Genomic DNA, 23,058 nt, shown 5'->3' with positions numbered 1-23,058 from the left:
TAAATAATAAAGTGTTAGAAGGAAGATGATAATAAATAAAAAGGAGAAATTCGCTCAATATTAAACAAAAATCTACCTCTGAAATGTTAGTAAAAGTCTAACATTTTCGGAGGTAGATTAAATTTAATATTTCTCTTATAAAATTGAGTATTCTGTTACTATTATTAAGCAATATTAAAGAATAAATCTTTAGCTTTTTGGACCAATTTTCCCACCTTTTACTAACCAATTCCAATACCTTTCGAAAAACTTCGACTTTGTTTGAAATGCATAAGGTAGTCCAATAAACAACCAAAAAAGAGAAGCATACACCAATAAAAATATAAGTAATCCTATCCATATACCTTTTATCTGAAAACTAATAAAAATGCTAGAAAACATAATAAGTAAATGTATTATAATTATTCTCTTATAGGCTAACAAGAATCTCCCCTCCTATTTTAATTATAACATTATTGGTGGGGAGATATTAACTTTATAACTTGTTATTTCTATTTAGCAAAACCCTAATGATTTACAACCTGGTCCACATGTGATCTTATTTTCGCTAAGGCATACTAATCCAAAAACAGCTGCACAAATAAATGGACACGCTACAGTACCGATTGGAGCACAAGCTACCATACAAGCTGCTGTACCAGCTAAGGTACATCCTAAACCTTGGATAGTGTCACAAACAGTAGTACAGATAGTACAATTTGACCACATTAGATTAAGTTCATTATTTTGTGTAGAAGAACGTAATTCATTGACATCATATAATGGGTTTGTGTGCCATTCATAATCGAAATACTCTCCATTAATCTTAATAGTTACAATTGGGAATAAATTTACTCCAACAGATTGTGTAACTTCGATAACACTTGAATGACCATGGAAATGCGAAACAGCTTTAAATTCTGCGTTTTCGACAGTAAAAGTAATTACTGTCTGAAGTTCTTCCATAACTAAAGTAAGAACTTGTACAGGGGTAGTTCCTTTAGTAAATTCTCCGCCTAATGATTGTGTTATTAAAGCTCGAAGATCAGTATACTTAGCTTTAATAGCAGGGTAATGATTTAGTGAGTTGTTGATAAGCGTCTGCACACTTTCATTTGCCAATGCTTTTTCAACTAAATTGTTAACCTCATTTTTCGATAACTCTTTAATTCCTGATTTAGTTTGTTTTTCAGTCATTGTTTTCTCTCCCTTTTACAGTATTTGAAGCAACATTTAGTATGATGTGCTTCATTACTATGTAAAGTGAAATACAACTGGAGATTTAAACTGCATTTTTAAATTTTTTTCAGGAAATATAAATTAAACCTATAAAACGAAATTATATGCTTTTGAATGGTTTGTTACGTTATGAATAAGGAGGCTAATAGCTCGAATCTATGGAATTTGATAAAACGATTAAAGTAGTACATTTAGAATATAGGTAATATGCATTATAATTAATAGTTATTTTAATTAAATAGAATAGAATGATTAAGAGAGAAATAAAAAGTACAATTTTTTCTTTATATTGTTCTGAAAAATAATTTAGGACCTATTCGCGCATTTATTTTTAACCAATACTAAAATATCTCAAAAACTACGCCTTTTTGGCAATTATAATGAAGGCTCATAAGCACCAAATACAAAAAAGCAAGACCCGAGAATCCAATTATATACTTTTCATCTATTTAGCCTAAAAAATACTATGGATTATTATAAGAAGATATAGTATAGCTATTCTTTGTAGACTATCATAAAATTCCTATCATTCTGACTTTTAAAGATAAACTTTGCTTCTTTTAAGGTTTATTAAATCCATAAAAAGCCATTAGATAAATCCCGATAAACACTACTAATATAAACGAATTAAGGACAACTAAAATCATACGAGTGGGTCCCTTTATCCCTAAAATAGCAAATATTAGTCCTGAAATTCCTAAAATAAATGGAATTGTCATGCTAATTCCCAGAATATATTGAGGAGCCAATCCAATCAGAAATGTTAAAAATAAGAAAATTATTGATAAATACGTAAAAATTTTTCTTTGCAAATAGCACCGCACCTTTGTATGTAAATGAAGGTTTGACTTTATTACAATTATACCACACGTGTTATTTACAGTTTTCATCACATCGAATAAACCATTCCTTGCCTGAAATCAACTTTGCCTTTTTTTATTTATAATAGTCAGTACTTAAAGATTATGAAAAAACCTTATTATCGACATTACATAATAATATAAAAGTTGCTCCATAAATGTTGATTTCTTGTTATTCGACTGTATAAAAAGTGGTATGGTATGAGATGAGGTAGTAGAATTACTTTTAATTATCCTCAATTCCATTTTGCTAATAATATTTCTAATAGCATTTTTAATAGGAACGTTTGGATTTAAAGAAGCTTAAATCACTTATTAAAAATTAAAACCCATCAAATAAAATTAGGTAGTTCTTAACCTAAATTATTTGATGGGTTTATTTTTGTTAATAGATCATATTTCATTAGCATGAATCTGACAATATTCCCTCAATAAATTAGAAGAAATACTGGTATTTTGTATAAGATTTATTAGTAAATCGCGTTCTTTTGGGGACAGACTGTCACTCGCTAAACAATTTGTATAAAATGATTGAACTTCTCTTGCTTTACAGTAACAGGCCATTAATTTTTCAATTTCCATGTGGATTACCCTCCTTTCTTGTAATTAAGAGATTTTATAACTTCAGATAACTCCATGATGACAGCTTCTAATTTATCTATTTTCCTTTCAAAGCGAATGAACAGATAGACTGTTATGGCAATAGGGAATCCGAAATTTCCTATTAGGCTAATCCAAATTGGAACATTTTCTGGTGTCATAATGTAAATCACCCTCCCTCTTACTCCAAATTAGTAATATAAGGTGATACTCGGATTCGAACCGAGGATCCAGGTTTTGCAGACCCTTGCCTTACCGCTTGGCTATATCACCAAAATTGTAACTGTACTATGTAAAGAGGATTCTTCTGTAATAAAAACAACCCTCCTATAAAAAAATGTTATTTTGTCGTGGTTTCATTTCTTATGTTTTAATCCTCTTTATAGAAAAAAGGAGGTCTCTAAGATGAAGTATGATATAACAGTATATTCAAGCGATGGATGTCAATATTGTGTTAGGTTGAAGGAGTGGTTAGAGGAAAATAATATTACTTATATTAATAAGGATATTAATGAAGAGCACGTATTAATGGAGTTTAAGCAATTTAATAGTAGCGCTATCCCATTTACTTTATTAGTTGCTGATAATAAAGTAGAAAGAATTATTGGTTATCAGCCAGAAAAAATAAAAGCTATATTAGATATTTAAATAATTTGGATTAAATCACCTTTTTTGTATAAAAGGTGATTTTTTTTATCTTTTTTAAGAACGTTTGTTCTTATTTTGGTTTATAATATAGATACAACATTCACTTTATATAGAAAGAAGGCGGATAATAGGAGGGATTATTAAATGAAGAATGATAAACAAAAAATAGAGGAATTTTTCTATAGAAATAATGAGCAGGTTAACAATCCAATTATTAAAAGCTTTTTGTCGGATTCCCAAAATCTTTATTTGGTGCAAAAAGCGATCTTATATCCAACTGATTTGAATAAGAAACTCGTTGATGAATCTTTTCAATCGCACTATATAAATGTTAGGAAGATCAAATATGTAAGTAATTTAATTTATTTCTTTAGTTTAGATTTTGATAAAAAAAGAAGAAGGCTGCAAAATCGGTCTTTATTAATATTAGATAAGGGATTATCAGAGGAGGGGGAGACGACCCTAAAAGAGCTAATAGAAGATACACGCAATGAAAATGGGCTAGATCATTTAATTGGTGGAGGATTATTGGACAATATAGAGGATGGACAGCTCTTAAAGTCCTTGCAAAAACTAACGGTAAAACAGCTTCAAATTTTAGAGATGATTTATGTAAAAGAGCTTTCTATAAAAGAGATAGCTCAATTATTACAAACAACTCCCCAGAATATATCCAATCATCATAGAAAGGCTTTAAATAAACTCAATCATTCACTCGGAAAAAAGGAGGAATAAATTATGGGAACTTTAGAAAATCAACATACTGAAGAGACGCTAACAATAATCGAGAATTTCATCCCAAAAATTAAACATTGTTTACACAATACAGACTATCAGGAAAGGGAAGACCTAGAACAAGAAATTAAATTAAAAATTATAGAAAAGCTTGCAACAGTAAAATTTCAAGACGCGCCTAGTTTTTGGGACTTTTTCTTGTGAAAGCTACCAGGCGATTTTCTATTCTGGTGTTCAAGTAGTCACCAGATTACATATACTGTTGTTGCCAGAGTTCATTCCTACATGCATGATGGAATAACTTACGCGGCTTATCTGAAGTTCGGATTGTCACTACGAACATTGGAAAAAAAGATGCACATAGTAAAAGGTACTATGTACATCTTTTTTTTTTTGGTTAGCCTTTTAAGAAATCTGGTTTAGCAAAGCTTGGGTTTGGATATGTGTAGAAGCCTTCACCTGTTGCGCGACCGAGTTTGCCTTTGTCGATATACTCTGTTTTTAAGAGGTTGGCTAATTTTTTCATGTTTTCATCGCCAGTGGCAGTTGCTTTCGCTTCCACAATATTATAGGCAGTGTTAATGCCAACGATGTCTAGAATAGCAAATGGTCCAAGTGGAGCGCCTGTACCAATCATCCATGTTTTATCGATTGTTTCTGGATCAGCCACTTCTTTTACAAGTAAGGATTCAGCTGCATCTAAAAACGGCACTAGCAATGAGTTTAAAATATAGCCAGGTTGCTCTTTATGCAATGGTAGTGGCACCATGCCGATAGCGCGCGCAAATTCAATCACTTCATCAAATACTTTCATATCTGTACCAGGGTGTTTCATAATTTCCGCAGTATTGTTTTTCCAGATTGTATTAGCAAAGTGAAGAGCTAAAAATTTTTCAGGACGGCCAGTTGCTTCAGCAAATTGGCTTGGTAGTAAAGTAGACGAGTTTGTTGCAAAAATTGTATTTGCTGGTGCTACTTTTCCAAGATTCGTGTAAAATTCTGTTTTGATGCTTACAACTTCAGGGATTGCTTCTATAACAAGGTCAGCATTGGCAACGGCTTGCGCCAAGTCACTATTAAATGAAAGACGTACATAGGCTGCATCCACTTCTTCTTGAGTTGCACCTAAGTCTTGTTGATAAAATGGTTTTAATTTTGTAATACGATCCTGCGCATTTTTTAGAGCCTCGTCATTAATGTCGTAAACGGTTACATTAAAACCTTTGAAAGCAGATTGATAAGCAATTTGACTTCCTAATACACCACTACCTGCAACTGTAATGTTTTGATAATTCATCGAAATTCCTCCTTTGGAATTGTTACATTAATATAATAGTGTGGATATGTAGAGAATCCTTCGTTACAATTCCATACTACTTCTACCCTTGAATAAAAATCAAATGAAAGCCTCTAATATTATATAAATATAAAGTTATCTGAAAGAAGTTTCTTTTCAAGTATGTACCCACTGTTAAAGAAATATAACAAAGAACAGCCTTTAAGAGCTGCCCTCATTTAAGAGATATATCTAATTACATATGTAATGGTTGTAGATAGCATTAAGTAAATTGTTCTTCTGTTAAACTAGTTTCAAACTCACAAGTAAAATAGGAAAATTATAATGTGTTAATAACAGGACTTTTATATAATTATTGTATAATTCCCACATTTTTATAGATTTACAAACTGTTGTTTTAGTACACTGAATCTATGAATCGAAGGGGGAATAACAGTGAAGAAAATAATGTTAGCTGGTGCACTGAGTATTGCATGTTTTACAGGAGGGTTTGGTGGACAGGCGTATGCACAGGATGTAGTAAATGTGGCAAATATAATTCATCCAAAGCAGAATGTTGCAGCTACTAGTCAGTTACAAGCCATGCCCTATCAAGATATTTATAAAATGCTTTTGTTATCTAAAATAGGCTTTGAAAATAACGAAGTGTCGATTGTTACAACAAAAAATAGTATTACAGTAAAAATTTCATTAGAGGCGATTCTTCAATCGTACAAAGATGGTACAAACCTCTATCCAGAGGGAGAAAAAGAGTTTAAGGAAAACTATGAAGAATTGAAGAAGTTATTTGGGCAGGCAATTCAAATAAAAATTACACAAACTAGTAATGGCTATAAGAGTGAAGTATATACAGCTGGCAAATGGGAAGCAGTTAGTGCAGAAGATTTAAATGATATGGTACAGGTATTTGCTCGTGCCGACGTTGAGTTAAAAGCAGGTGGATATTTCAAGGATGCTATTGGTCATTGGGCTGAAAGCTATATTCAGTTACTATATCAAACAGATATCATTAATGGGACAACAGCTACTACGTTTAATCCAAATGGACAAGTGACGCGTGGAGAACTGGCGGCTATTATTTTCCGTGCATCTGGCTTAAATGTGAATGATGATTATGAAGGCCCTGCTTCTTATACGGATCTTAATGGTTTCTGGGGTGCTAAGGAAGTAGCGATTCTTGAAGAGTATGGCTTAATTGATATTTTCAATGGTGAAAAATTTGAGCCGAAAAAGCCCGTTACACGAGAGGAAATGGCCTATATTACTGCTAGGTATTTAGAAGGTATGGAAGTGGATGTTGCGCAAGTGAGCAAAAACAATTCATTCACAGATAAAAATCAAATGCGTCAAGAAACAGTAGAGGCTATTGGTCTATTGCAACATCTAGGTATTTTAAATGGTACGAATGGTAAGTTTAATCCAAAAGGTAATCTTACTCGGGCAGAGGTTTCTAAAATTTTAACGCTTACTTTAATGCTAGTTAGTGAAGAAAAATAAAAGAGGAAAGGGATGTCTCTTGTGCGGAGACATCCCTTTGTTATTCAACAAGTATATGGAAAATATAGCTTAGGAAATAACCTAGAAAGAGATACATAAAAAATGCTTTAATTGAGACTTTCTGTAGCTGATGCAAAATGAATTCAGAAATACTAGCTGTAGCAATCAATCCTATCGAAATGCCCATTAAGATCCCTTGTACTTTGTCTGGTAAAGCCCAATACTGACCAAACCAGATGAAAATACTAAAGAAAATGGAGAAGATGAAGAAATAAATGAAAAGTCTCCAAAGCCTTTCACCTTGAGAGATGAGTGCAGTAGATAGAGCAAATCCCTCTGGAACATGGTGAAGAATAATGGAGGCTGTGAGAGAAATACTTAATGCAGCATTTCCAAGTAAATTTCCAACAGTGAGACTAATAGGGATTGTATGGATAATCATAGCTAGTGTTAATAGAGAGACAGAGGGATTTTGTGTATGAGAAGCATGAAATAAGGTATCTAGTAGTTGAAAGATAAAATAACCAAAAAAAATACCTAATATAATCCCAAATGATTGATAGATTTGAAAGGAAGAAGGGATGATATCTAGCACAAGCAGGCCTACTAAAAAACCTCCGCACAATAATGATAATCCCTGTGTTGTATGCTGAAATAGCTTAGAGAAAATCCAGGCAATCGCGCCCCCCATGCTCACACTGAAAAATAGAAAACCGCCAAGTATCATTGCACTCACCTGTAAAATTCCTCCGCCCATCATCAACTTAATGTCTTTATCAAACTATATGCTAAGTAGAAATGAATATGCTTGACCTTGATTTGCCTGCATAAAAACGATAATGATAAAGATGTGCATACTGCAGGTTAGCGAAGGAAAGAATAGAGTCGAAAATCTATGCTTTTTGTGATGATACTATGCAAAGGGAGTGTTGTCGTGAAGGCTGTAACCTATCATGGAAATAAAGATATTAGAGGGTCCAACTGTTAAAAGAAGGATGATATTATTGTGAAAATCACTTCTACTGCTCTTCGTGGAACTGATTTGCATATTTCCAAGGCGCTATTTCTTCACATAAGAATTATGTAATAGGTAAGAGCATGTGACAAAAGTGAAAAAGGGTGACTGTGTCCTCTTGCCTTTTAATGTATCGTACCATTACACATCAATTGCCATTAGAAGAAGCAAATAAGGCCTATGAAATATTTGGTGGACGGGAAGATAACTGTATAAAGGTGATTCTAAAACCTTAAATGGAGAGTAAGTATGCGCCTTTTTTTGTGGAAAAATAGGGAATGGTTTAAATTGACTGAATATTGGTTTAATTCTATACTTTTTAATAGAAAGGACTGATTCATCGATTATGCTCATATAGGGAGGAATGGTTGAATGAAATGGGATGCAAGTTATGATGTAGTAGTAGTAGGCTCTGGTGCAGCGGGATTGACGGCAGGTTTAACAGCAAAGTTACAAGGAATGAAATCATTAGTGATAGAAAAAACAGATCGCTATGGTGGTGCTTCTGCTATTTCAGGCGGTGCCTTATGGGTTCCTAATAATCATATCATTAAAGGTGCAGGTGTCCCAGATACACATGAACTTGCACGCCAATATCTTGATTCAACAATCGGTGATCGTGTGCCAGAAGAGCTAAAGGAAGCTTATATTACGAGAGGGCCTGAAATGTTACGTTTTTTATACAATAAAACAAAGCATATGCGCTTCCAATATGCAAAAGGCTACTCGGATTATTATCCAGAAAAACCAGGTGGCTTGTCACAGGGACGCTCCATTGAACCACTTATTTTCGATTTAACAAAAATGGGCTCTTTAGCAAATTCTATGCGTCGTGCATCTCTATCAACAAAAGGCTTCACGATGAATAGCTACGAGTTTCATAAAGTGAATATGATTACACGGACGCTAGAAGGTAAAACTACTGCACTGAAATTAGGGGCGCGTTTAGTCAAGTCAAAAGTGACTAAGAGCGATCCAGTAGCCTTAGGAGAAGCTTTAATTGCACGTTTACGCCTCTCCCTTGCAGAAGCAAATGGTGAGCTTTGGCTATCTACGGCCTTTAAAGATTTCATTATGGGCAAAGGAAGAGTAATTGGAATTATTGTGGAACGAGATGGACAAGAACTTAAAATTGAGGCAAAGAAAGGTGTTGTTCTGTCATCAGGTGGCTTCTCACATAATCAGACACTTCGGGAAAAGTATTTACCAAGTCCTACGAATGCTGCATGGACTTCTTCTCCAGAAGGTCAAACAGGTGACATCCTTGAACCTAGCGTAAAAATTGGTGCAACGTTGGATTTAATGGATAAAGTATGGGGAGCCCCTTCTGTTATTGATCCACAAGGACATCCATTCTTCCTTGTGGCAGATCGTGGCGTGCCCAATATGATTGTAGTGGATAGTGCAGGGCACCGTTTTGTCAATGAAGCAGCTCCATACCATGAATTCGTGGATACGATGTATAAGCATCAAGAGGTCACAAAGCAGGCTATTCCTTCTTGGATATTAATTGATGCCTCAGCCAAAAGTCGCTATATTTTTACAGGATTGTTCCCAGGACAGGCATTCCCGAAAAGTTGGTTTGAGCATGGAGTCGCCAAAAGTGCGGATACGATTGAAGAGCTTGCCAAACAAATGGATGTGCCAGCGGAGAGCCTAGTAGCAACGGTGAATCGTTTTAATGACTTTGCGCGGAACGGACACGATGATGATTTTTATCGAGGAGATAGTGCCTATGATAATTACTACGGGGACCCGACACTACCAAACCCAAATTTAGCAGAAATCAAGAAAGCACCATTCTATGCATTGCGTCTTTATCCTGGAGACATCGGCACAAAAGGGGGCCTCGTAGTGGACAGATATGCTCGTGTAATAAAGGAGAATGGCGAACCCATTGAAGGGTTGTACGCTTCTGGCAATTGTTCAGCATCTATCATGGGGGAAACGTATCCTGGCCCAGGCGCAACCATTGGGCCTGGGATGACACTAAGTTTTGTGGCGACAGCACATATGGCCAATGCAGTGACAAAAGATGAGGCATCACTTGTAAACGTGTAAATGAAACGAAGCCCTTCCTTTCTAATAAGGAAGGGTTTTTACGTTGGTGTAATGTTCTAATACTTTCTTGCTAGGAATATAGTGGCTACTAAATGTATGGCGATGATCACGTGAAAAGGAGCGATTTAGTTCATTGCTAGCTTATAAACTCATAACGACTATCGAAGAGTTAGAGCCCTATCGGAGCACTTGGTCAGAGATTTTGGAAAAAGAGTATAATAATAACCCTTTTATTGAGTACGAATGGATTTCAACTTGGTGGACAACGCTCGGGATTCATGACAATGTCAAGATTTACATAGTGGAAGATCAAGGTAGAGCAGTTGCCTTTTTTCCGTTAGTGCATTCTGTACGTTTTGGTACAATCCATTATTTCAGCTTTTTAGGACAAGGTTTTGCGACCTATATGGAAGTGATCGCTGACAAGGAGTGGTTAGAACCTTCCATTACGTTTCTTTTGAAGGAGTTTTCACGAAAATATAAGCGTTATTTAATCGTGTTACATGGATTACTAGAAAGTAAAAATACCTCTCAAGAATTAGAAAAATATGCGATTGAATATCAGATGCCTCATTCGATTTTTCGAACTGTCACATCTTATATTGATTTTCAAACCATTCCTATGGAAACATTTCTAAAGAGGCATCGCAAGAAATTCAAAAGTCTTAAACGGCGTGAAAACAAATTAAATTCACTTGGCCATGTTGTCTTTCAAGAAGTAAATCACAATCATCTACAAGACATGTTTACATTATTCAAGAGAAGATGGCAAAAGAAAATTGATAAAAGTGGCTTTACCGAAAAGCAAACTCGTCTATTTTATGAGCAGCTAGCTAAAACCAACAGTAAGGAGCTTCGCGTAGAAGTCGATAGCTTACAATTTGAAGGACAGTGGATTGCTTTTACAATTGACCTATGCTGTAGAGACCGCAATTTTTGTCAGGCAATGGGCCATGAGCCAGATTTTAATCTATTTGGTCCAGGACGCCTGATTGAAAAAGAAAATATGCTAAAAGCACATCAAGCTGGCTATCGTTATTATGACTTAGGGAGTGGCTATGAGCCATATAAGTTTGAATGGTATACACATATTGATTTTACTAGGAAATTTGTGATGAGTACAAAAGGAGTTAAAGAGCGTAGTATTCGATTATGGATGGTCATACGTGATCGCCTAAAAGATCTGTTAACGAATAATCATCAGCTAGTAAAATTGAAGCGAGACCGATTAGGAGAACTACGTTATTTTCTAAAGCATGCAAGCATGAAAGATTGGCTAAGAGCGGTTACGAAAATGTTCCAACGGATGCTAGCCATTCATATTTTAGACGTTTATATTGCAGAGCAACAACAGAATAATAAAAATGTGAGGTTTCAAGAATTATCAATGAAGGACATCATGACAACGAAGGATCGAGCGACAAATGTTACAGATTTCTATAAGGGCTATCGACTCTTTGCAGATAGCGATCATGTCATCTATAAGCGACACGATAAAACGGTAGCGGAAGAAACGGTTAACTATACCTATGAGCTGTCAGACAATATGTCGTTTATAAAAGAATATGATAGCCTGCGACTAGAGGAGATTGTTGCAGATGTGCAGCGGGAAGGGAGAGCAGTCTGTACAATAGCTCCGTGGTATGAGAGATCCCGACGAAGAAAGCTCATACAGGCAGGCTTCCATAAAGTAGCTAAAATTAATATAATAAAGATTTTCAAGTGGCAAAAAATATACCATATCTAAATAACAACACCCTCAGCATATTTTGCTGAGGGTGTTTCATTAAAAATGAATACCAGGTTTATCAATTAGCATACAGCCTGTACCATACTTGGCTTTTAAGGCACCTTTGAAAAGAGTGTGCTCCAGCTCTGGGAATGTCTGTTTCCAAAGTTCAAAAACATTATGGCTAGATGCTTTGCCGTCCTTTGTTAGTCGCGCAATATGGAAGCCATATTCATCATTACAGCGAGCCAATGGGCGGTTTTCTCTTACTGTAATAATTCGACCACTTGCAGTCATTTCATATAAGCCTTCATAGCCAGCAATCGCACGGCTTTCTTCTTGTCCTTCAACTAAAGGCTTTTCTTCATTTGGTGCTACTTTTTCCTCTATCGTTGCTTCCTGTTCAGAAGATTGAGTTTCTTTAGCACTGTTTCCTTCTGGTAGTTGTTCAACAATCACAAAATCTTTCTTAGAAGCTTTATCGCTCATTGTCGCCATCACGTTCATGATAGAGCCTACATAGCGTAATGGTTTTTCTCTTCCTTCTTCGAAAACAAAAATATTATACTCGGTTTTATTAATCTTTTTCATAATAATATTACCAGTTGTAATAGTAAAACCGATGAATTTGTTCTTTTTAAGTGCCTGTATTGCTTCTTGCTTTGTTAAAATCATTTGAAAATCTCCTAAAGAATTATTTATTCTATTCTACCATAAAAATTATCATATTGTTTTTCGTAAAATAATGGTTGATTTTGTACAATGCAGGGAAATATCCCTATTTTCTCAAATTTAATAATGGTACTATTAAGAATGTTTGGGGAATAAAACTCCTTTAAAAAGGAGTCTTTCACAATAGAGATACAATTTTAGTAGGGAGTGTTGATAGGTTGATCAATGTGCTTGGGGGCATCGGTTTATTTTTACTTGGAATGACGATGCTAACAAACGGTTTAAAGGAATTGGCAGGAGATGCATTGAAAAAATGGCTCAATCGTTTTACAGGTGGGACCATTAGCTCGGTATTATCTGGTACATTTATGACAATGCTTGTACAATCCTCCACGGCCACGACCTTGATTACGATAGGTTTTGTCAGTGCTGGACTTCTCACATTTGTCCAATCGATTGGCGTTATTATTGGCGCCAATATCGGGAGTACGAGTACTGGTTGGATTATTTCATTAATCGGCTTTAAGATCAATATGCAGACAATGTCCTTGCCTTTTATTGCGCTTGGTGTATTTGTTCAATTGCTCGCACCGCGAGATTACAAAGCAATTGGAGGGTTAGTGACTGGTTTTGGCTTATTATTTTTAGGCATTGATGTTCTTCAGGGAGGAATGGCTGCGGTACAAGATAAAATTCCATTCGATGCATTTAGTCCAAATTCTATTAGTGGAAAACTAATTTTAATTGTTTTGGGTCTTATCATGACGGTTATTATGCAGGCTTCTAGTGCTGCAATAGCAGCCACTTTAACAGCTTTATATGCAGGTGCCATTGATTTTGAACAGGCTGCTTATTTAGTCATTGGTCAAAATATCGGGACGACAGCTACAGCGTTATTTGCTGCGATTGGTGCATCAACAGCTGCAAAACGAACAGCTGTGACACATGTAATGTTCAATGTTGTCACGGCTATACTAGTGACATTCGGTGCAAGATTTATGTTTGCTCTTACAGAGTTCGTCACGAAATCCATCAATGGTAGCTTTGATGAAACACTGGGCATTGCTGTTTTCCATACATTATTTAGTGTGATTGGCGCGATACTCTTTGTACCATTTGTTCGCCCTTTTGCAAAGACCATTGAAAAAATGATACCTGAAAAAGGAAATTATTTAACTCGTAATTTAGATAGTAGTGTTGCCAAACTACCTGGGGTTGCTGTAGAGGTATCCTTTAATACATTGCAAGATATTACTAAGGAAATGACGACTGTACTCGTTTCACTTATTCAAGGAAAAAAACGCACAGCTGAAACAGACAGTAGATTGGCTCAAATAGATGAGGCAATCGAAAAAACACGTTTATTTATGGATGCTATCCAATCTTCCTCTCAAAAAGAACGGTATAAGCATATTGCCCTTTTACATGCTTTAGACCACTTATATCGTTTGTCAAAGGCATTACGTGAGCAACATCCAAATGCCTTTCAATTACAGGAGACATTAACCCAAAAGTGGTTAGAGGTATTGGGAAAAGTACTATTAATCATTGATGAGGATGAACGTCTACCTGAGATTGCTACCTTGCTTGAGGTTACTTCCTCTGAAATGGCTGCGGTGCGTCGTGATAAACGAAACGCATATTTTGAGCATACTGTTGAAAATGTGGTAGAGTTAGAGACAGCCGTATCGAAAGTGGAGACTTTGCTGTGGATTGATCGACTTGTCTATCACTATTGGCGTACAACGGCTCGTCTTGCGGAGTACCAAACCGTGACTAAGAAAGGTCGTCATATTGAGACAGAAAAAAATACAGTAACAGTTGAATAAAAGGAATGCTCGTCTTACATTTGTAAGCGGGCATCTTTCTTCGCTTCATAAATAAAGGAGGATCTAGAATGGTTCAGCATAAATTTATAATGGACTTAACTTGGTCAGAAGGAAGAAACGGTACAGGAAATATCCAAGCTAGTAATTTGCAAACACAAATTTCTATTCCTCGGGAAATGAATGGACCTGGCATTGGTACAAATCCAGATGAAATGCTTTTAGGGGCAGCTGCAACCTGTTATTTAATTACACTAGCTGCTTTATTCGAAAGGTCAGAAATCGATGTGCTGGAATTAGCCATGCAGGCACACGGATTTGTTAGTGTAGAAAATGGCATTTTTACGTATGAAAAAATTGTGCATAAACCGACTATTATTGTGCAAGAGCTAACAGAACATCTTGAAAAAAGACTTCTACGCTTAGCACACAAGGCAGAACAAACATGTATGATCAGTAAAGCATTGAAAGGTAATGTTGTGATTGAATGTGATGTTCAAATTTTTGAAGCAAGCATATAATAAGACAGCAAGAGTTATTCAGCAAGTAACGCTGATATAACTCTTTTTTTCATAAAATAAGCACTTTTTCTAAAAGAGTTCTAGAAATGTTCAAAATGAATATATAGAGTTAAGTGCTAAAAAAATGCAAAGGATGATGTATTGCACGTTCAGACAGCTCAGAATCTCACATTCTATGGTCAGTACGGCAAAAGAATATTTGATATTATTGGGGCATTATTTTTGCTTTTTATAACGATACCTCTAATGCTAGCTATATTCCTCATTTTACTCATAACGACAGGTCGCCCCATTTTTTTTAAACAAATCCGAACTGGCCTCGATCATCACCGCTTTGTGATTTGGAAGCTACGAACAATGTGTATTCAGGCAGTTCCAGTCAATATGCCGACTATTTGTGCTGATGGTATCCCGGATGATTATTATTTTAAAACAGAGCAAGATACACGCATCACAAAAGTTGGCGCTATTCTTCGAAAACTCAGTATTGATGAAATTCCACAACTTTTAAATGTGTTAAAAGGTGATATGAGCATTGTAGGTCCACGTCCTGAAGTACCAACGATCACGAATGCATATAATTCCTTACAGGCTCGGCGTTTGGAGGTAAAGCCAGGATTAACTGGCCTCGCTCAAATTAATGGTAGGTCGAATATTTCACATGGTCAAAAAATATCATATGACATTGAATACGTTGATCATTATTCCTTTTGGTTGGATGTCCAAATTTTGTTGAAGACAATTTATGTTGTAGCTACACGCACAGGTGCTTATTAAAACATAAGGAGTGGCCATACTGAAGATCGTTCAGCTTATTACACGAATGGATAAAGTTGGAGGTGCGCAAAAACATGTGGAGGCACTTGCTATCCACTTAAAACAGGATGGGCATGATATCACAGTAGTGACGGGCTCCTATCAACCATCACTGTGGCACTTACAAGAACATGAAATTCCAGTTATTAGTATATCTGCTCTTCAACGGGCTATTCATCTGGCAAAAGATTTTCAAGCATTTTGGCAATTAAGAGCCGTTTTCAAACATCTACAACCAGACGTTATAGCCACCCACTCCTCTAAGGCTGGTGTGATTGGACGCGTAGTGGGTAGGTTGTTACAAATTCCAACTATTTTTACGGCACATAGCTGGAGCTTTACAGAAGGCGTTCCTTACAAGAAAAAGCTGTTCTATCAACGGATGGAAAGATCCATTCAGCCATTTACGACAAAAATTATTACGGTGTCTGAATATGATCGGGAACTAGCACTACTGAAAAAGGTCGCTCCTGCTCATAAATTGCTGACTATTCACAACGGCATTGACCCAATAGAGAGAAATGAGACAACTGAAAAGATATGCATGGAGCAGCCAGTCATTGTCATGGTTGCTCGTTTTGAAGTGCCTAAAAGACAAGATGTCTTGTTAAAGACTTTAGCAGAACTGACAGATATCCCTTGGCATCTTCAATTGATTGGGGATGGTTCTCTGCGTCCAGCTTTAGAACATCTTGTTGAACAGAATGGTTTATCAAATCGTGTAACATTTTTAGGTAATCAATTAGACGTTCATTCTTATCTTGAGAAATGCCATCTATTTGTTCTGTTATCAGATTGGGAAGGCTTGCCGATTTCGATTATTGAAGCGATGCGGGTAGGACTTCCTATTATTGCAACAAATGTAGGTGGTGTGAAAGAGCTTATTATTGATCATGACAATGGGTTTTTAGTGGAGCGAGAGAATAATGAATTATTGAAGAAGAGGCTGCATCAATTATTAATGGATGCTCCTTTAAGAGGGGAAATGGGGGCGGCCAGTGAGCAGCGTTATTTACAGTACTTCACCTTCACCCCCATGTATCAAAAAACATTAATGGTTTATCAACAGGCTATTTCAGAACTAGTGAAGAAAGGGGATTAAATTGCAATTAATTCGCATTAGAACTGATGATGAGCTTATGTGGTACAAGGAAATTTGGGACGCCATTTTAGAAGAAGAGAACAATGATAATCCATTTATAGAATTTGCGTGGTTTTATAATTGGTGGCAAATTGTAGGACGGAAAGAGCGTGTAGAGCTTTACGCCATTGAACATGAGGGGACGATTAGGGCCTTTTTTCCTTTTACAGTGTCTATTCGTTGGGGGATAAGGGTGTATGCTTTTGCAGGAGAAAACATCGCCAATTATACAGGGGTTGTGGCTAAAAAGGAATGGTTACAGCAAGTTACAACCTTTGTATTTGATGAGCTAATCAAAAAGCATCGGCATATTCTTTTTTCCTTGCATGGGTTATTAGAAAGTAAGGTGTCTACTAAGATCTTAGAGCAATACTTTGTAGAAAGACAATTACGTACAAGCCTGTTCCGAGTTGTGACACCCTATCTTGCTTTTTCAGAAATTGATTTTCATCGCCATTTCAATCAACGTCGAAAAATGCATGGCGTTGATCGACGAGAACGAAAACTAAGAAATTTAGGCTCCTTAGAAAGACGAGAGGCTTCACAGGATGAGCTTTGGCAAATGTTTCGGTTATTTAATCGACGTTGGGCAAAAAAACTAGATACAAGTGGCTTTACAAAAGGCAAGAAAAGAGATTTTTTTGAGCGTTTAACGATGCTTAAAGGTGAGGCGTTACAGGTAGAGGTCGATGCACTTGTCTTTGAAAACCAGTGGATTGCTTTTACCTATGGAATATGCTGTCGTGGCCGCTATGTAACATATGCTCTTGCACATGAGCCAACATTTAATTTATTTGGTGCTGGTCGGATAGTCACTCAGGAAGCCATCCAGCGAACGTTTACTGCTAACTATCGCTTATATGATATGAGCATAGGCTATGAGTCTTATAAATTTGACTGGCGCTCAGACATTGATTTTACAAGACAGATGCTTGCTAGCAGCGGTACGAAACGTACAAATCTACTGGCAGGTTTTTTATTGTTAAAGCAAAGGCTCAAAGAATTTATGAAAGGGAACCAACGAGTCGTAGATTGGAAGCGTAACACACTGGGCTATTTACGATACTTAGTAAAGTATGGAAAGGTAAAAGATTGGCTAGAATATGGACAACAATTCGTAGAAAAATTTATTCGTTTGAAACAAGTGGAGCTGTATGAATTATCCCCATCAGAGGACGTATCACCGCAGCAACCTGTCGGAAACTTATTTGAAGAGATGTCGATTCAGGAAGCGATGCAACTTGATCAGGAAGAAGTCATGGCCCTCCTTTATAAGGGCTATACGATTTATAAAGACTCCTTTGCGGAAACGAATAAGCTGGCGTTTGCATTACATGCCACAAACTGGCGAGTAGATTCAATGCAAATTGTAGAAGCCTTACCGAAACAAACCTATTTTTTAGCCTATGATGTTTTCAAACAAATCGATATTATTACAGCTTTTTTACGGAAAATAAAACCAGCACAAACATTGTGGATAACGGTAAGATTTTGGCAATGGCGCAAGCGCAAGCGCTTAGTACAGCTAGGCTATAAACCTATTTCTCGAATGAAACATTATAAAATTGCTCGTTTTGAGCGACACCGTGTAGAAAAATATACAGAGAGTGGGGGCGATGTACATTCTGTCCATTAAAAGTAAGCGATGGAATATCGCAATGCAGCATTTTTATTTTCTTGAAAAGCCAGCCAATTTTCGAAAGTCTATGAAAGTTGTAGGCTATACGCATTCATTAGTACCAAGTCGGAAGCTTGTAAAAAGCGAAACGATTCACATTTCTTTGCAAGAGCATGAGCTTTCATTGTATTTAGCACTGTCTGAAGGGAATCGTAAAATCTTACGACGTGCCCAAAAAGAATCCTATCAAGTCATTTTGTATAAAGAGCCATCCATAGAAAATTTGAAATCCTTTCAGCAATTTTACAATCAATTTGCCAAAAGAAAAAAAATTGAAGCAATCAGCAAGTCGCAAATGGAAACGATTCTGCTCCTCAATGAACAGGGTGCATTATTATTATCAGAGATCCAGAGTTTTTGTGGACAGACATTATGTTATCGATTAGATATTGTGCATGAGAAAAAAGCGATGTCTTATTTCGAGGCAACATGTCATGGAACGGCATTGCCTGCACAATTAAAACGTCCTTTCCGTTATGCAAATCGGTTTTTAATTTGGCATAATCTGCTACACCTAAAGGAGCAAGGTTTTGTCTTATATGATATGGGAGAATTAACGGACAATCGAAATGTACGAGCCTTTAAATTAAGCTTTGGTGGCCAGGTTGTTCATGTTTACTCAGGCTACATTATCCAATCAAAAATACGTGCACTACTACTAGGTGTGCAAAAATGGAGGAAGTAGCAACATGAATGGTGGGGGTCTCGTTATTTCATTAGATTTTGAGCTGAATTGGGGTGTCCATGACGTATTTCGTTATGGCCAATACAATAAAAACCTATATGGTGTACGTAAAGCCTTGCCCAGGATACTAGCGTTATTTGAGCAATATGACATCCATGCAACTTGGGCTACAGTTGGATTATTGTTTGCTGAATCAAAGGCAGAAATGGCTCATTATTTGCGAGGTATCCCTGTGAAATATGAAAATATGCGCTTTGCAGCACATACACAGCTAGCAAAAGTTGGCGAAAATGAACAAGAAGATCTACTGCATTTTGGTAAATCCTTAATAGAGGAAATTAAACGTACACCACATCAGGAAATAGGAAGTCATACCTTTTCTCATTTTTATTGCTTGGAGAAGGGCCAAACAGAAGCTGCCTTTTGTGCAGATTTACATGCAACCAAAACAATTAGTGACGGTTATACTGCGCCCATGAAATCCATTGTCTTTCCTCGTAATCAAGTAAACAAAGACTATTTTACAGCATGTTTAGAAGCGGGGTATGTTTGTTATAGAGGCACAGAAAATCATATGCTATATGACGCGCAAAAGTTTACGAAAAAGGGAAGACTTTTAGGTGCTAAGAAGTGGTTAGATAGCTATTGGAATATAACTGGTCATCATATAGCCACCCTGGAAGAAATGCAAGAGGAGCAACTGATTAATATTCGATCAAGTGCTTTTTTAAGACCATACTGTAGTCCATTGCGTATATTCGAAAATTTAAAAGTAAAGCGAATAAAGGAAGGCATGCTCAAGGCTGCACAGGCACAAGCCTTTTATCATTTATGGTGGCATCCTCATAATTTTGGCAAGCATATTGATAAGAATTTGGCGATGCTAGAAGAACTATTAAGTTATCATCAAGAACTGCGTAGTCAATATAATTTTCAAAGCTATTCCATGTATGAGGTAGCGGAACTTTGCGATAGCCTTTCGAAACAGCAGAAGTAGACGAAATGGAAGAGTTCTCTGCTTGAGTAAGAGAGATTTCTGGACGAAGAGTTGGTAAAAAAGAGGTTCGCTCTCTGAAGAGTATTGACAGTACTCGCACAAGAGAGAAAGCCACTCATAAAGAGTCTCAAAGTGATCACAAAAGAGTGGTACCCGCTCATTAAAAGTGTCAAAGCGCTCAAGGTCGGTGAACAACACTCAAAAAGTTGAGAAAAGCAACAATCTCCTAACAAAAGAAACATGCAATTTCTGAGCAAACTGATTTCAAGTTTGCTTTTTTTATTTGATCAAAAGAATATTTTCAATAAAAGAGGAAAAAAGAAAAACTTTGACGAAAATCATTGTACGAATGGTACTATTACTATAAAGAAAATATGTTAGGACATTTACAGGGGAGCACCAATTGATTTAGGTCAATTGAACTTGAAGGAAAAGAGAAGAAGGTGGTAGATGAATATGTTTACACAGTCAGAATGCCAATGGAAGCAGGAAAATGGATCAGCTATGCATCAGTGGATAAAGCAACAAACAAATCCGAATCCGAATGAGGTGGATATTGTCGTATATGGCGCTCTTTTATCATATGCCAATGGTGCGTCATCAAAAGCGCAATACCCAACAGCCTTTCGTAAGGCTTGGCCAGGTTTTCAATCGTATAATTTAGATGAGCAGGTGAATTTACGTGCCCTTTCAGTTGTGGATATCGGGGATGTAGCGATTCTAGAAAATGATAGAATGCTTTCGGAATCTGCCATCGAGGCTGCTGCGGAAAATTTAAGTATAGCCTTTCAAAGAAGTTTTACTTGTTTGATAGGGGGAGATCATACTATTACCGCACACTCCATAAAAGGTATAAAAAATGCCTTCCCACAAGATCGCATTGGCATCATTCAGATTGATACGCATTTAGATGCAAGGAACCAAGAGGAAATTGGTTTAGCGCAAGATTCTCCAATTCATCAGTTAATTGCAGCAGGGGTTGTGGAGGGGAGACATGTCTATAATGTCGGTTTGCATGGCTTCTTCAATTCACCCGAAATGATTCATTATGCTAAAGAACAAGGCATCCATATGATTACGTTAAAGCAAATGCGACGTGATGGTATTCAACTCACAATACGTGAAATGCTGCGTCAGCTTATGTATGAAGTAGATCGCATTTATGTATCAGTGGATTTAGATGCACTTGATATTGTATTTGCCTGTGATGTTCCTGCAGCTTCACCTGGTGGTTTAACGGCTTATGAGTTATTTGATATCCTCAAGCTTATTGGTGAAAATGAAGGTGTGCGTCATATTGATTTTGTTTATGCTGATCCTAAAGAAGGTATACTACGTCCAGAAACTGTTAAAATCGGTGTAACCGCATTTTTACAATGGTTAACAGGCATTCAGCTAGATCATCGCAATCGTATCTCGAAAAAGGGAAAGGTTATGTTGTAAAGCAAGTGTATTTCCGAGTATTAACAATGCTGATTTTTAAAAGTTTGCTATAATGTTTAAGTAGAAAACAATAAATAAATACAAACTTTGTATTGTAATAGAGAGGAAATTTATGATGACAACAAAACCAAGATTATTGATTGTCGACGGTATGGCACTGTTATTCCGTTCTTTTTTCGCTTCGGCTGCCATGGGGCATTTTATTCGCTTGGCAGATGGAACACCAACGAATGGAGCCCAAGGGTTTGTGCGACATGTTCTAACAGCACAAACTATTATGAAGCCAACACATATGGCTGTTTGCTGGGATATGGGCGCACACACATTCCGCAATGATTTATTTGATGGCTATAAAGCGAATCGCCCAGCACCTCCAGAGGAAATGCTACCACAATTTGATATGGCGAAAAATTTATCGCAGCAAATGGGCTGGCAAAATTTCGGCGTGAAGGGCATGGAGGCAGATGATTTAATTGGCTCCATGATAACGAAATGGCAGGACGAGGCAGATATTACGGTCATTAGTGGTGATAAGGATTTACTTCAGCTTTTAAGACCATCTACAGAAATTGCGTTTATGAAAAAGGGCTATACAGAATATGATATTTATACACACGCTCGCTTTAAAGAAGAATATTGTATTGAACCATCACAGTTTGCACAGGTGAAAGCCTTTATGGGTGATTCAAGTGATGGCTACCCCGGTGTGAAAGGGATTGGTCCTAAACAAGCATTAACGCTTATTCAAACATATGGCTCAATAGACAAAATCCTGGCATCTCTCGGTGAATTAAAGCCAGGTCAAAGAACAAAAATTCAAGATAATTTAGATATGTTGCAGCTATCACATGAGCTTGCAACGATTCAAACCAATGTACCAATTGACGCTGATTTTACAAGCCTTGTGTTACCAACTTACGAACCACATATTTTTAAAGCAATAGAAGAGCGTGGCTACACGCTAATTGCCAAGCATGCCCGTTCTTTGTATTCGCTTATTTAATCAATCATCGCAGAGTATAGTCATATGCTCTGCTTTTTTATTGTAAGGAAAAGAATAGAAAACAAATAGAAGGCTAATCGATATTTGCTCTAGTAAGGAACCATTTTTACGAAGGATAAAACCTTGTCGTTGTCTTTATAGAGAGCCTGACGAATTTGGCTATCACGTTGTGGACCACCATTATCATGGAATATTAGCCATAGCTCATCATTTTTTATCTCATAGCCAATAAGCGGTACCCAATGATAAGCAAAGGCTGATCTTGTATCTCGCCACTGAAGGCTAAAGTAGCGATCAAAACGCATAGCAACTGGTCGACCTGCATCAATTTCCTGTAGAGCTTCCTTTAATGAACAAGTTCGAATATCCCACTTTGGAAGCAGTTGACGAAGATTGTGTATCAGTCTCCATTTGAATAAGCCTATTTTTGTACCACCAAGCAGTTTATAAAGCTCATTAATGGAAGGAGTTGACTCATTTAAAAAATTTAAGATGACATGAATCGTAGTAGGTCCACAGGCAGAATTGCGATAGCTTGGTGCAATGGAAATCCCATATTGTGAAGCCCCTCGTAGTGCCAATTGTTGACGCATAATAAACTCCTTTCAAAAAGAGC

The 23,058-nt window shown here is 36.7% G+C and carries 22 protein-coding genes, 1 tRNA gene and 1 pseudogene; 16 read left to right on the top strand and 8 right to left on the bottom strand.

The window, feature by feature from the left end:
* Nucleotides 1-495: 495 nt before the first annotated feature.
* The 4 genes from JIN86_RS18765 to JIN86_RS18750 form a co-directional block, all read right to left on the bottom strand.
* Entirely contained in the window at nt 496-1,176 is a 681-nt protein-coding gene (locus JIN86_RS18765; RefSeq protein ID WP_016993734.1) for a hypothetical protein, read from the bottom strand.
* Between the two features lie 1,295 nt (nt 1,177-2,471).
* Nucleotides 2,472-2,660 (bottom strand): hypothetical protein, encoded by a 189-nt coding sequence (locus JIN86_RS18760; RefSeq protein WP_202342581.1) that lies wholly within the window; start codon nt 2,658-2,660, stop codon nt 2,472-2,474.
* A 5-nt stretch (nt 2,661-2,665) separates the two neighbouring features.
* Complete coding sequence (locus JIN86_RS18755; RefSeq protein WP_016993736.1) at nt 2,666-2,839, bottom strand: YvrJ family protein; 174 nt, start codon at nt 2,837-2,839, stop codon at nt 2,666-2,668.
* 41 nt (nt 2,840-2,880) lie between these two features.
* A tRNA-Cys gene (locus JIN86_RS18750) sits at nt 2,881-2,951 on the bottom strand.
* 132 nt (nt 2,952-3,083) lie between these two features.
* On the opposite strand from JIN86_RS18750, the gene JIN86_RS18745 reads away from it, so the two are divergent.
* The 3 genes from JIN86_RS18745 (at nt 3,084) to JIN86_RS18735 (ending at nt 4,265) form a co-directional block, all read left to right on the top strand.
* A complete protein-coding gene (locus JIN86_RS18745; protein ID WP_202342580.1) occupies nt 3,084-3,326 on the top strand; it encodes a glutaredoxin family protein in 243 nt (80 codons plus the stop codon).
* Between the two features lie 144 nt (nt 3,327-3,470).
* Nucleotides 3,471-4,061 carry a sigma-70 family RNA polymerase sigma factor gene (locus JIN86_RS18740; RefSeq protein WP_202342579.1) on the top strand — a complete coding sequence of 197 codons (591 nt, stop codon included), beginning with the start codon at nt 3,471-3,473 and terminating at the stop codon, nt 4,059-4,061.
* A 3-nt stretch (nt 4,062-4,064) separates the two neighbouring features.
* Entirely contained in the window at nt 4,065-4,265 is a 201-nt protein-coding gene (locus JIN86_RS18735) for a hypothetical protein (protein WP_202342578.1), read from the top strand.
* A gap of 193 nt (nt 4,266-4,458) precedes the next feature.
* Here the strand turns inward: JIN86_RS18735 and JIN86_RS18730 are convergent, their stop codons facing one another.
* Nucleotides 4,459-5,358: a 3-hydroxyacyl-CoA dehydrogenase gene (locus tag JIN86_RS18730; RefSeq protein WP_202342577.1), complete on the bottom strand. Its 900-nt coding sequence runs from the start codon at nt 5,356-5,358 to the stop codon at nt 4,459-4,461.
* Between the two features lie 435 nt (nt 5,359-5,793).
* On the opposite strand from JIN86_RS18730, the gene JIN86_RS18725 reads away from it, so the two are divergent.
* Nucleotides 5,794-6,855: an S-layer homology domain-containing protein gene (locus tag JIN86_RS18725; RefSeq protein ID WP_202342576.1), complete on the top strand. Its 1,062-nt coding sequence runs from the start codon at nt 5,794-5,796 to the stop codon at nt 6,853-6,855.
* Nucleotides 6,856-6,895: 40 nt separating this feature from the next.
* Here the strand turns inward: JIN86_RS18725 and JIN86_RS18720 are convergent, their stop codons facing one another.
* Complete coding sequence (locus JIN86_RS18720; RefSeq protein WP_237497361.1) at nt 6,896-7,582, bottom strand: ZIP family metal transporter; 687 nt, start codon at nt 7,580-7,582, stop codon at nt 6,896-6,898.
* Between the two features lie 207 nt (nt 7,583-7,789).
* Here JIN86_RS18720 and JIN86_RS23995 point away from each other — a divergent pair.
* The 3 genes and pseudogenes from JIN86_RS23995 to JIN86_RS18710 form a co-directional block, all read left to right on the top strand.
* Nucleotides 7,790-8,006: pseudogene (locus tag JIN86_RS23995) on the top strand (glutathione-dependent formaldehyde dehydrogenase); the annotation flags it as partial.
* A 236-nt stretch (nt 8,007-8,242) separates the two neighbouring features.
* Nucleotides 8,243-9,931 carry an FAD-dependent oxidoreductase gene (locus tag JIN86_RS18715; RefSeq protein ID WP_202342574.1) on the top strand — a complete coding sequence of 563 codons (1,689 nt, stop codon included), beginning with the start codon at nt 8,243-8,245 and terminating at the stop codon, nt 9,929-9,931.
* Nucleotides 9,932-10,064: 133 nt separating this feature from the next.
* Nucleotides 10,065-11,678, top strand: a complete 1,614-nt coding sequence (locus JIN86_RS18710; protein WP_009373119.1) for a GNAT family N-acetyltransferase — start codon at nt 10,065-10,067, stop codon at nt 11,676-11,678.
* 39 nt (nt 11,679-11,717) lie between these two features.
* On the opposite strand, the gene JIN86_RS18705 is transcribed toward JIN86_RS18710, so the two are convergent.
* Nucleotides 11,718-12,335, bottom strand: coding sequence for a 3-ketosteroid-delta-1-dehydrogenase (locus JIN86_RS18705; RefSeq protein WP_202342573.1), 618 nt, complete (start codon nt 12,333-12,335; stop codon nt 11,718-11,720).
* A gap of 224 nt (nt 12,336-12,559) precedes the next feature.
* On the opposite strand from JIN86_RS18705, the gene JIN86_RS18700 reads away from it, so the two are divergent.
* The 9 genes from JIN86_RS18700 (at nt 12,560) to JIN86_RS18660 (ending at nt 22,442) form a co-directional block, all read left to right on the top strand.
* Nucleotides 12,560-14,161, top strand: a complete 1,602-nt coding sequence (locus JIN86_RS18700; protein ID WP_232735608.1) for a Na/Pi cotransporter family protein — start codon at nt 12,560-12,562, stop codon at nt 14,159-14,161.
* A 68-nt stretch (nt 14,162-14,229) separates the two neighbouring features.
* Nucleotides 14,230-14,679 (top strand): SACOL1771 family peroxiredoxin, encoded by a 450-nt coding sequence (locus JIN86_RS18695; RefSeq protein WP_009373118.1) that lies wholly within the window; start codon nt 14,230-14,232, stop codon nt 14,677-14,679.
* 141 nt (nt 14,680-14,820) lie between these two features.
* Nucleotides 14,821-15,456, top strand: coding sequence for a sugar transferase (locus JIN86_RS18690; RefSeq protein WP_004228197.1), 636 nt, complete (start codon nt 14,821-14,823; stop codon nt 15,454-15,456).
* A 10-nt stretch (nt 15,457-15,466) separates the two neighbouring features.
* Entirely contained in the window at nt 15,467-16,597 is a 1,131-nt protein-coding gene (locus JIN86_RS18685) for a glycosyltransferase family 4 protein (RefSeq protein ID WP_004228198.1), read from the top strand.
* A 1-nt stretch (nt 16,598) separates the two neighbouring features.
* On the top strand, nt 16,599-18,272 hold the full coding sequence (locus tag JIN86_RS18680; RefSeq protein ID WP_202342572.1) for a GNAT family N-acetyltransferase: 1,674 nt from the start codon (nt 16,599-16,601) through the stop codon (nt 18,270-18,272).
* Nucleotides 18,253-18,999, top strand: a complete 747-nt coding sequence (locus JIN86_RS18675) for a hypothetical protein (protein ID WP_237497356.1) — start codon at nt 18,253-18,255, stop codon at nt 18,997-18,999. Before JIN86_RS18680 ends, JIN86_RS18675 begins: the two co-directional genes overlap by 20 nt.
* 4 nt (nt 19,000-19,003) lie before the next feature.
* Nucleotides 19,004-19,996, top strand: a complete 993-nt coding sequence (locus JIN86_RS18670; RefSeq protein WP_004228203.1) for a polysaccharide deacetylase family protein — start codon at nt 19,004-19,006, stop codon at nt 19,994-19,996.
* A gap of 456 nt (nt 19,997-20,452) precedes the next feature.
* The gene (locus tag JIN86_RS18665) at nt 20,453-21,439 is read left to right on the top strand and encodes an agmatinase family protein (protein ID WP_004228205.1); all 987 of its coding nucleotides are present in this window, start codon (nt 20,453-20,455) and stop codon (nt 21,437-21,439) included.
* Nucleotides 21,440-21,554: 115 nt separating this feature from the next.
* A complete protein-coding gene (locus tag JIN86_RS18660; RefSeq protein ID WP_004228212.1) occupies nt 21,555-22,442 on the top strand; it encodes a 5'-3' exonuclease in 888 nt (295 codons plus the stop codon).
* An 89-nt stretch (nt 22,443-22,531) separates the two neighbouring features.
* Here JIN86_RS18660 and JIN86_RS18655 read toward each other — a convergent pair whose 3' ends face one another.
* Nucleotides 22,532-23,035, bottom strand: coding sequence for a C39 family peptidase (locus JIN86_RS18655; protein ID WP_009373110.1), 504 nt, complete (start codon nt 23,033-23,035; stop codon nt 22,532-22,534).
* Between the last annotated feature and the right edge of the window lie 23 nt (nt 23,036-23,058).

The sequence above is a fragment of the Lysinibacillus sp. HST-98 genome (assembly GCF_016757845.1).
GTDB lineage: Bacteria > Bacillota > Bacilli > Bacillales_A > Planococcaceae > Lysinibacillus > Lysinibacillus capsici.
Note: the sequence above shows the minus strand (reverse complement) of the source record. Positions and strands in the feature narration are given on the sequence as shown.

Bases quoted from the DNA above. Each gene is read 5' to 3' on its own strand.
- JIN86_RS18765 (WP_016993734.1), bottom strand. From the start codon at position 1,176: ATGACTGAAAAACAAACTAAATCAGGAATTAAAGAGTTATCGAAAAAT.
- JIN86_RS18760 (WP_202342581.1), bottom strand. From the start codon at position 2,660: ATGGAAATTGAAAAATTAATGGCCTGTTACTGTAAAGCAAGAGAAGTT.
- JIN86_RS18755 (WP_016993736.1), bottom strand. From the start codon at position 2,839: ATGACACCAGAAAATGTTCCAATTTGGATTAGCCTAATAGGAAATTTC.
- JIN86_RS18745 (WP_202342580.1), top strand. From the start codon at position 3,084: ATGAAGTATGATATAACAGTATATTCAAGCGATGGATGTCAATATTGT.
- JIN86_RS18740 (WP_202342579.1), top strand. From the start codon at position 3,471: ATGAAGAATGATAAACAAAAAATAGAGGAATTTTTCTATAGAAATAAT.
- JIN86_RS18735 (WP_202342578.1), top strand. From the start codon at position 4,065: ATGGGAACTTTAGAAAATCAACATACTGAAGAGACGCTAACAATAATC.
- JIN86_RS18730 (WP_202342577.1), bottom strand. From the start codon at position 5,358: ATGAATTATCAAAACATTACAGTTGCAGGTAGTGGTGTATTAGGAAGT.
- JIN86_RS18720 (WP_237497361.1), bottom strand. From the start codon at position 7,582: ATGATACTTGGCGGTTTTCTATTTTTCAGTGTGAGCATGGGGGGCGCG.
- JIN86_RS18715 (WP_202342574.1), top strand. From the start codon at position 8,243: ATGAAATGGGATGCAAGTTATGATGTAGTAGTAGTAGGCTCTGGTGCA.
- JIN86_RS18705 (WP_202342573.1), bottom strand. From the start codon at position 12,335: ATGATTTTAACAAAGCAAGAAGCAATACAGGCACTTAAAAAGAACAAA.
- JIN86_RS18695 (WP_009373118.1), top strand. From the start codon at position 14,230: ATGGTTCAGCATAAATTTATAATGGACTTAACTTGGTCAGAAGGAAGA.
- JIN86_RS18675 (WP_237497356.1), top strand. From the start codon at position 18,253: ATGTACATTCTGTCCATTAAAAGTAAGCGATGGAATATCGCAATGCAG.
- JIN86_RS18670 (WP_004228203.1), top strand. From the start codon at position 19,004: ATGAATGGTGGGGGTCTCGTTATTTCATTAGATTTTGAGCTGAATTGG.
- JIN86_RS18665 (WP_004228205.1), top strand. From the start codon at position 20,453: ATGTTTACACAGTCAGAATGCCAATGGAAGCAGGAAAATGGATCAGCT.
- JIN86_RS18660 (WP_004228212.1), top strand. From the start codon at position 21,555: ATGACAACAAAACCAAGATTATTGATTGTCGACGGTATGGCACTGTTA.
- JIN86_RS18655 (WP_009373110.1), bottom strand. From the start codon at position 23,035: ATGCGTCAACAATTGGCACTACGAGGGGCTTCACAATATGGGATTTCC.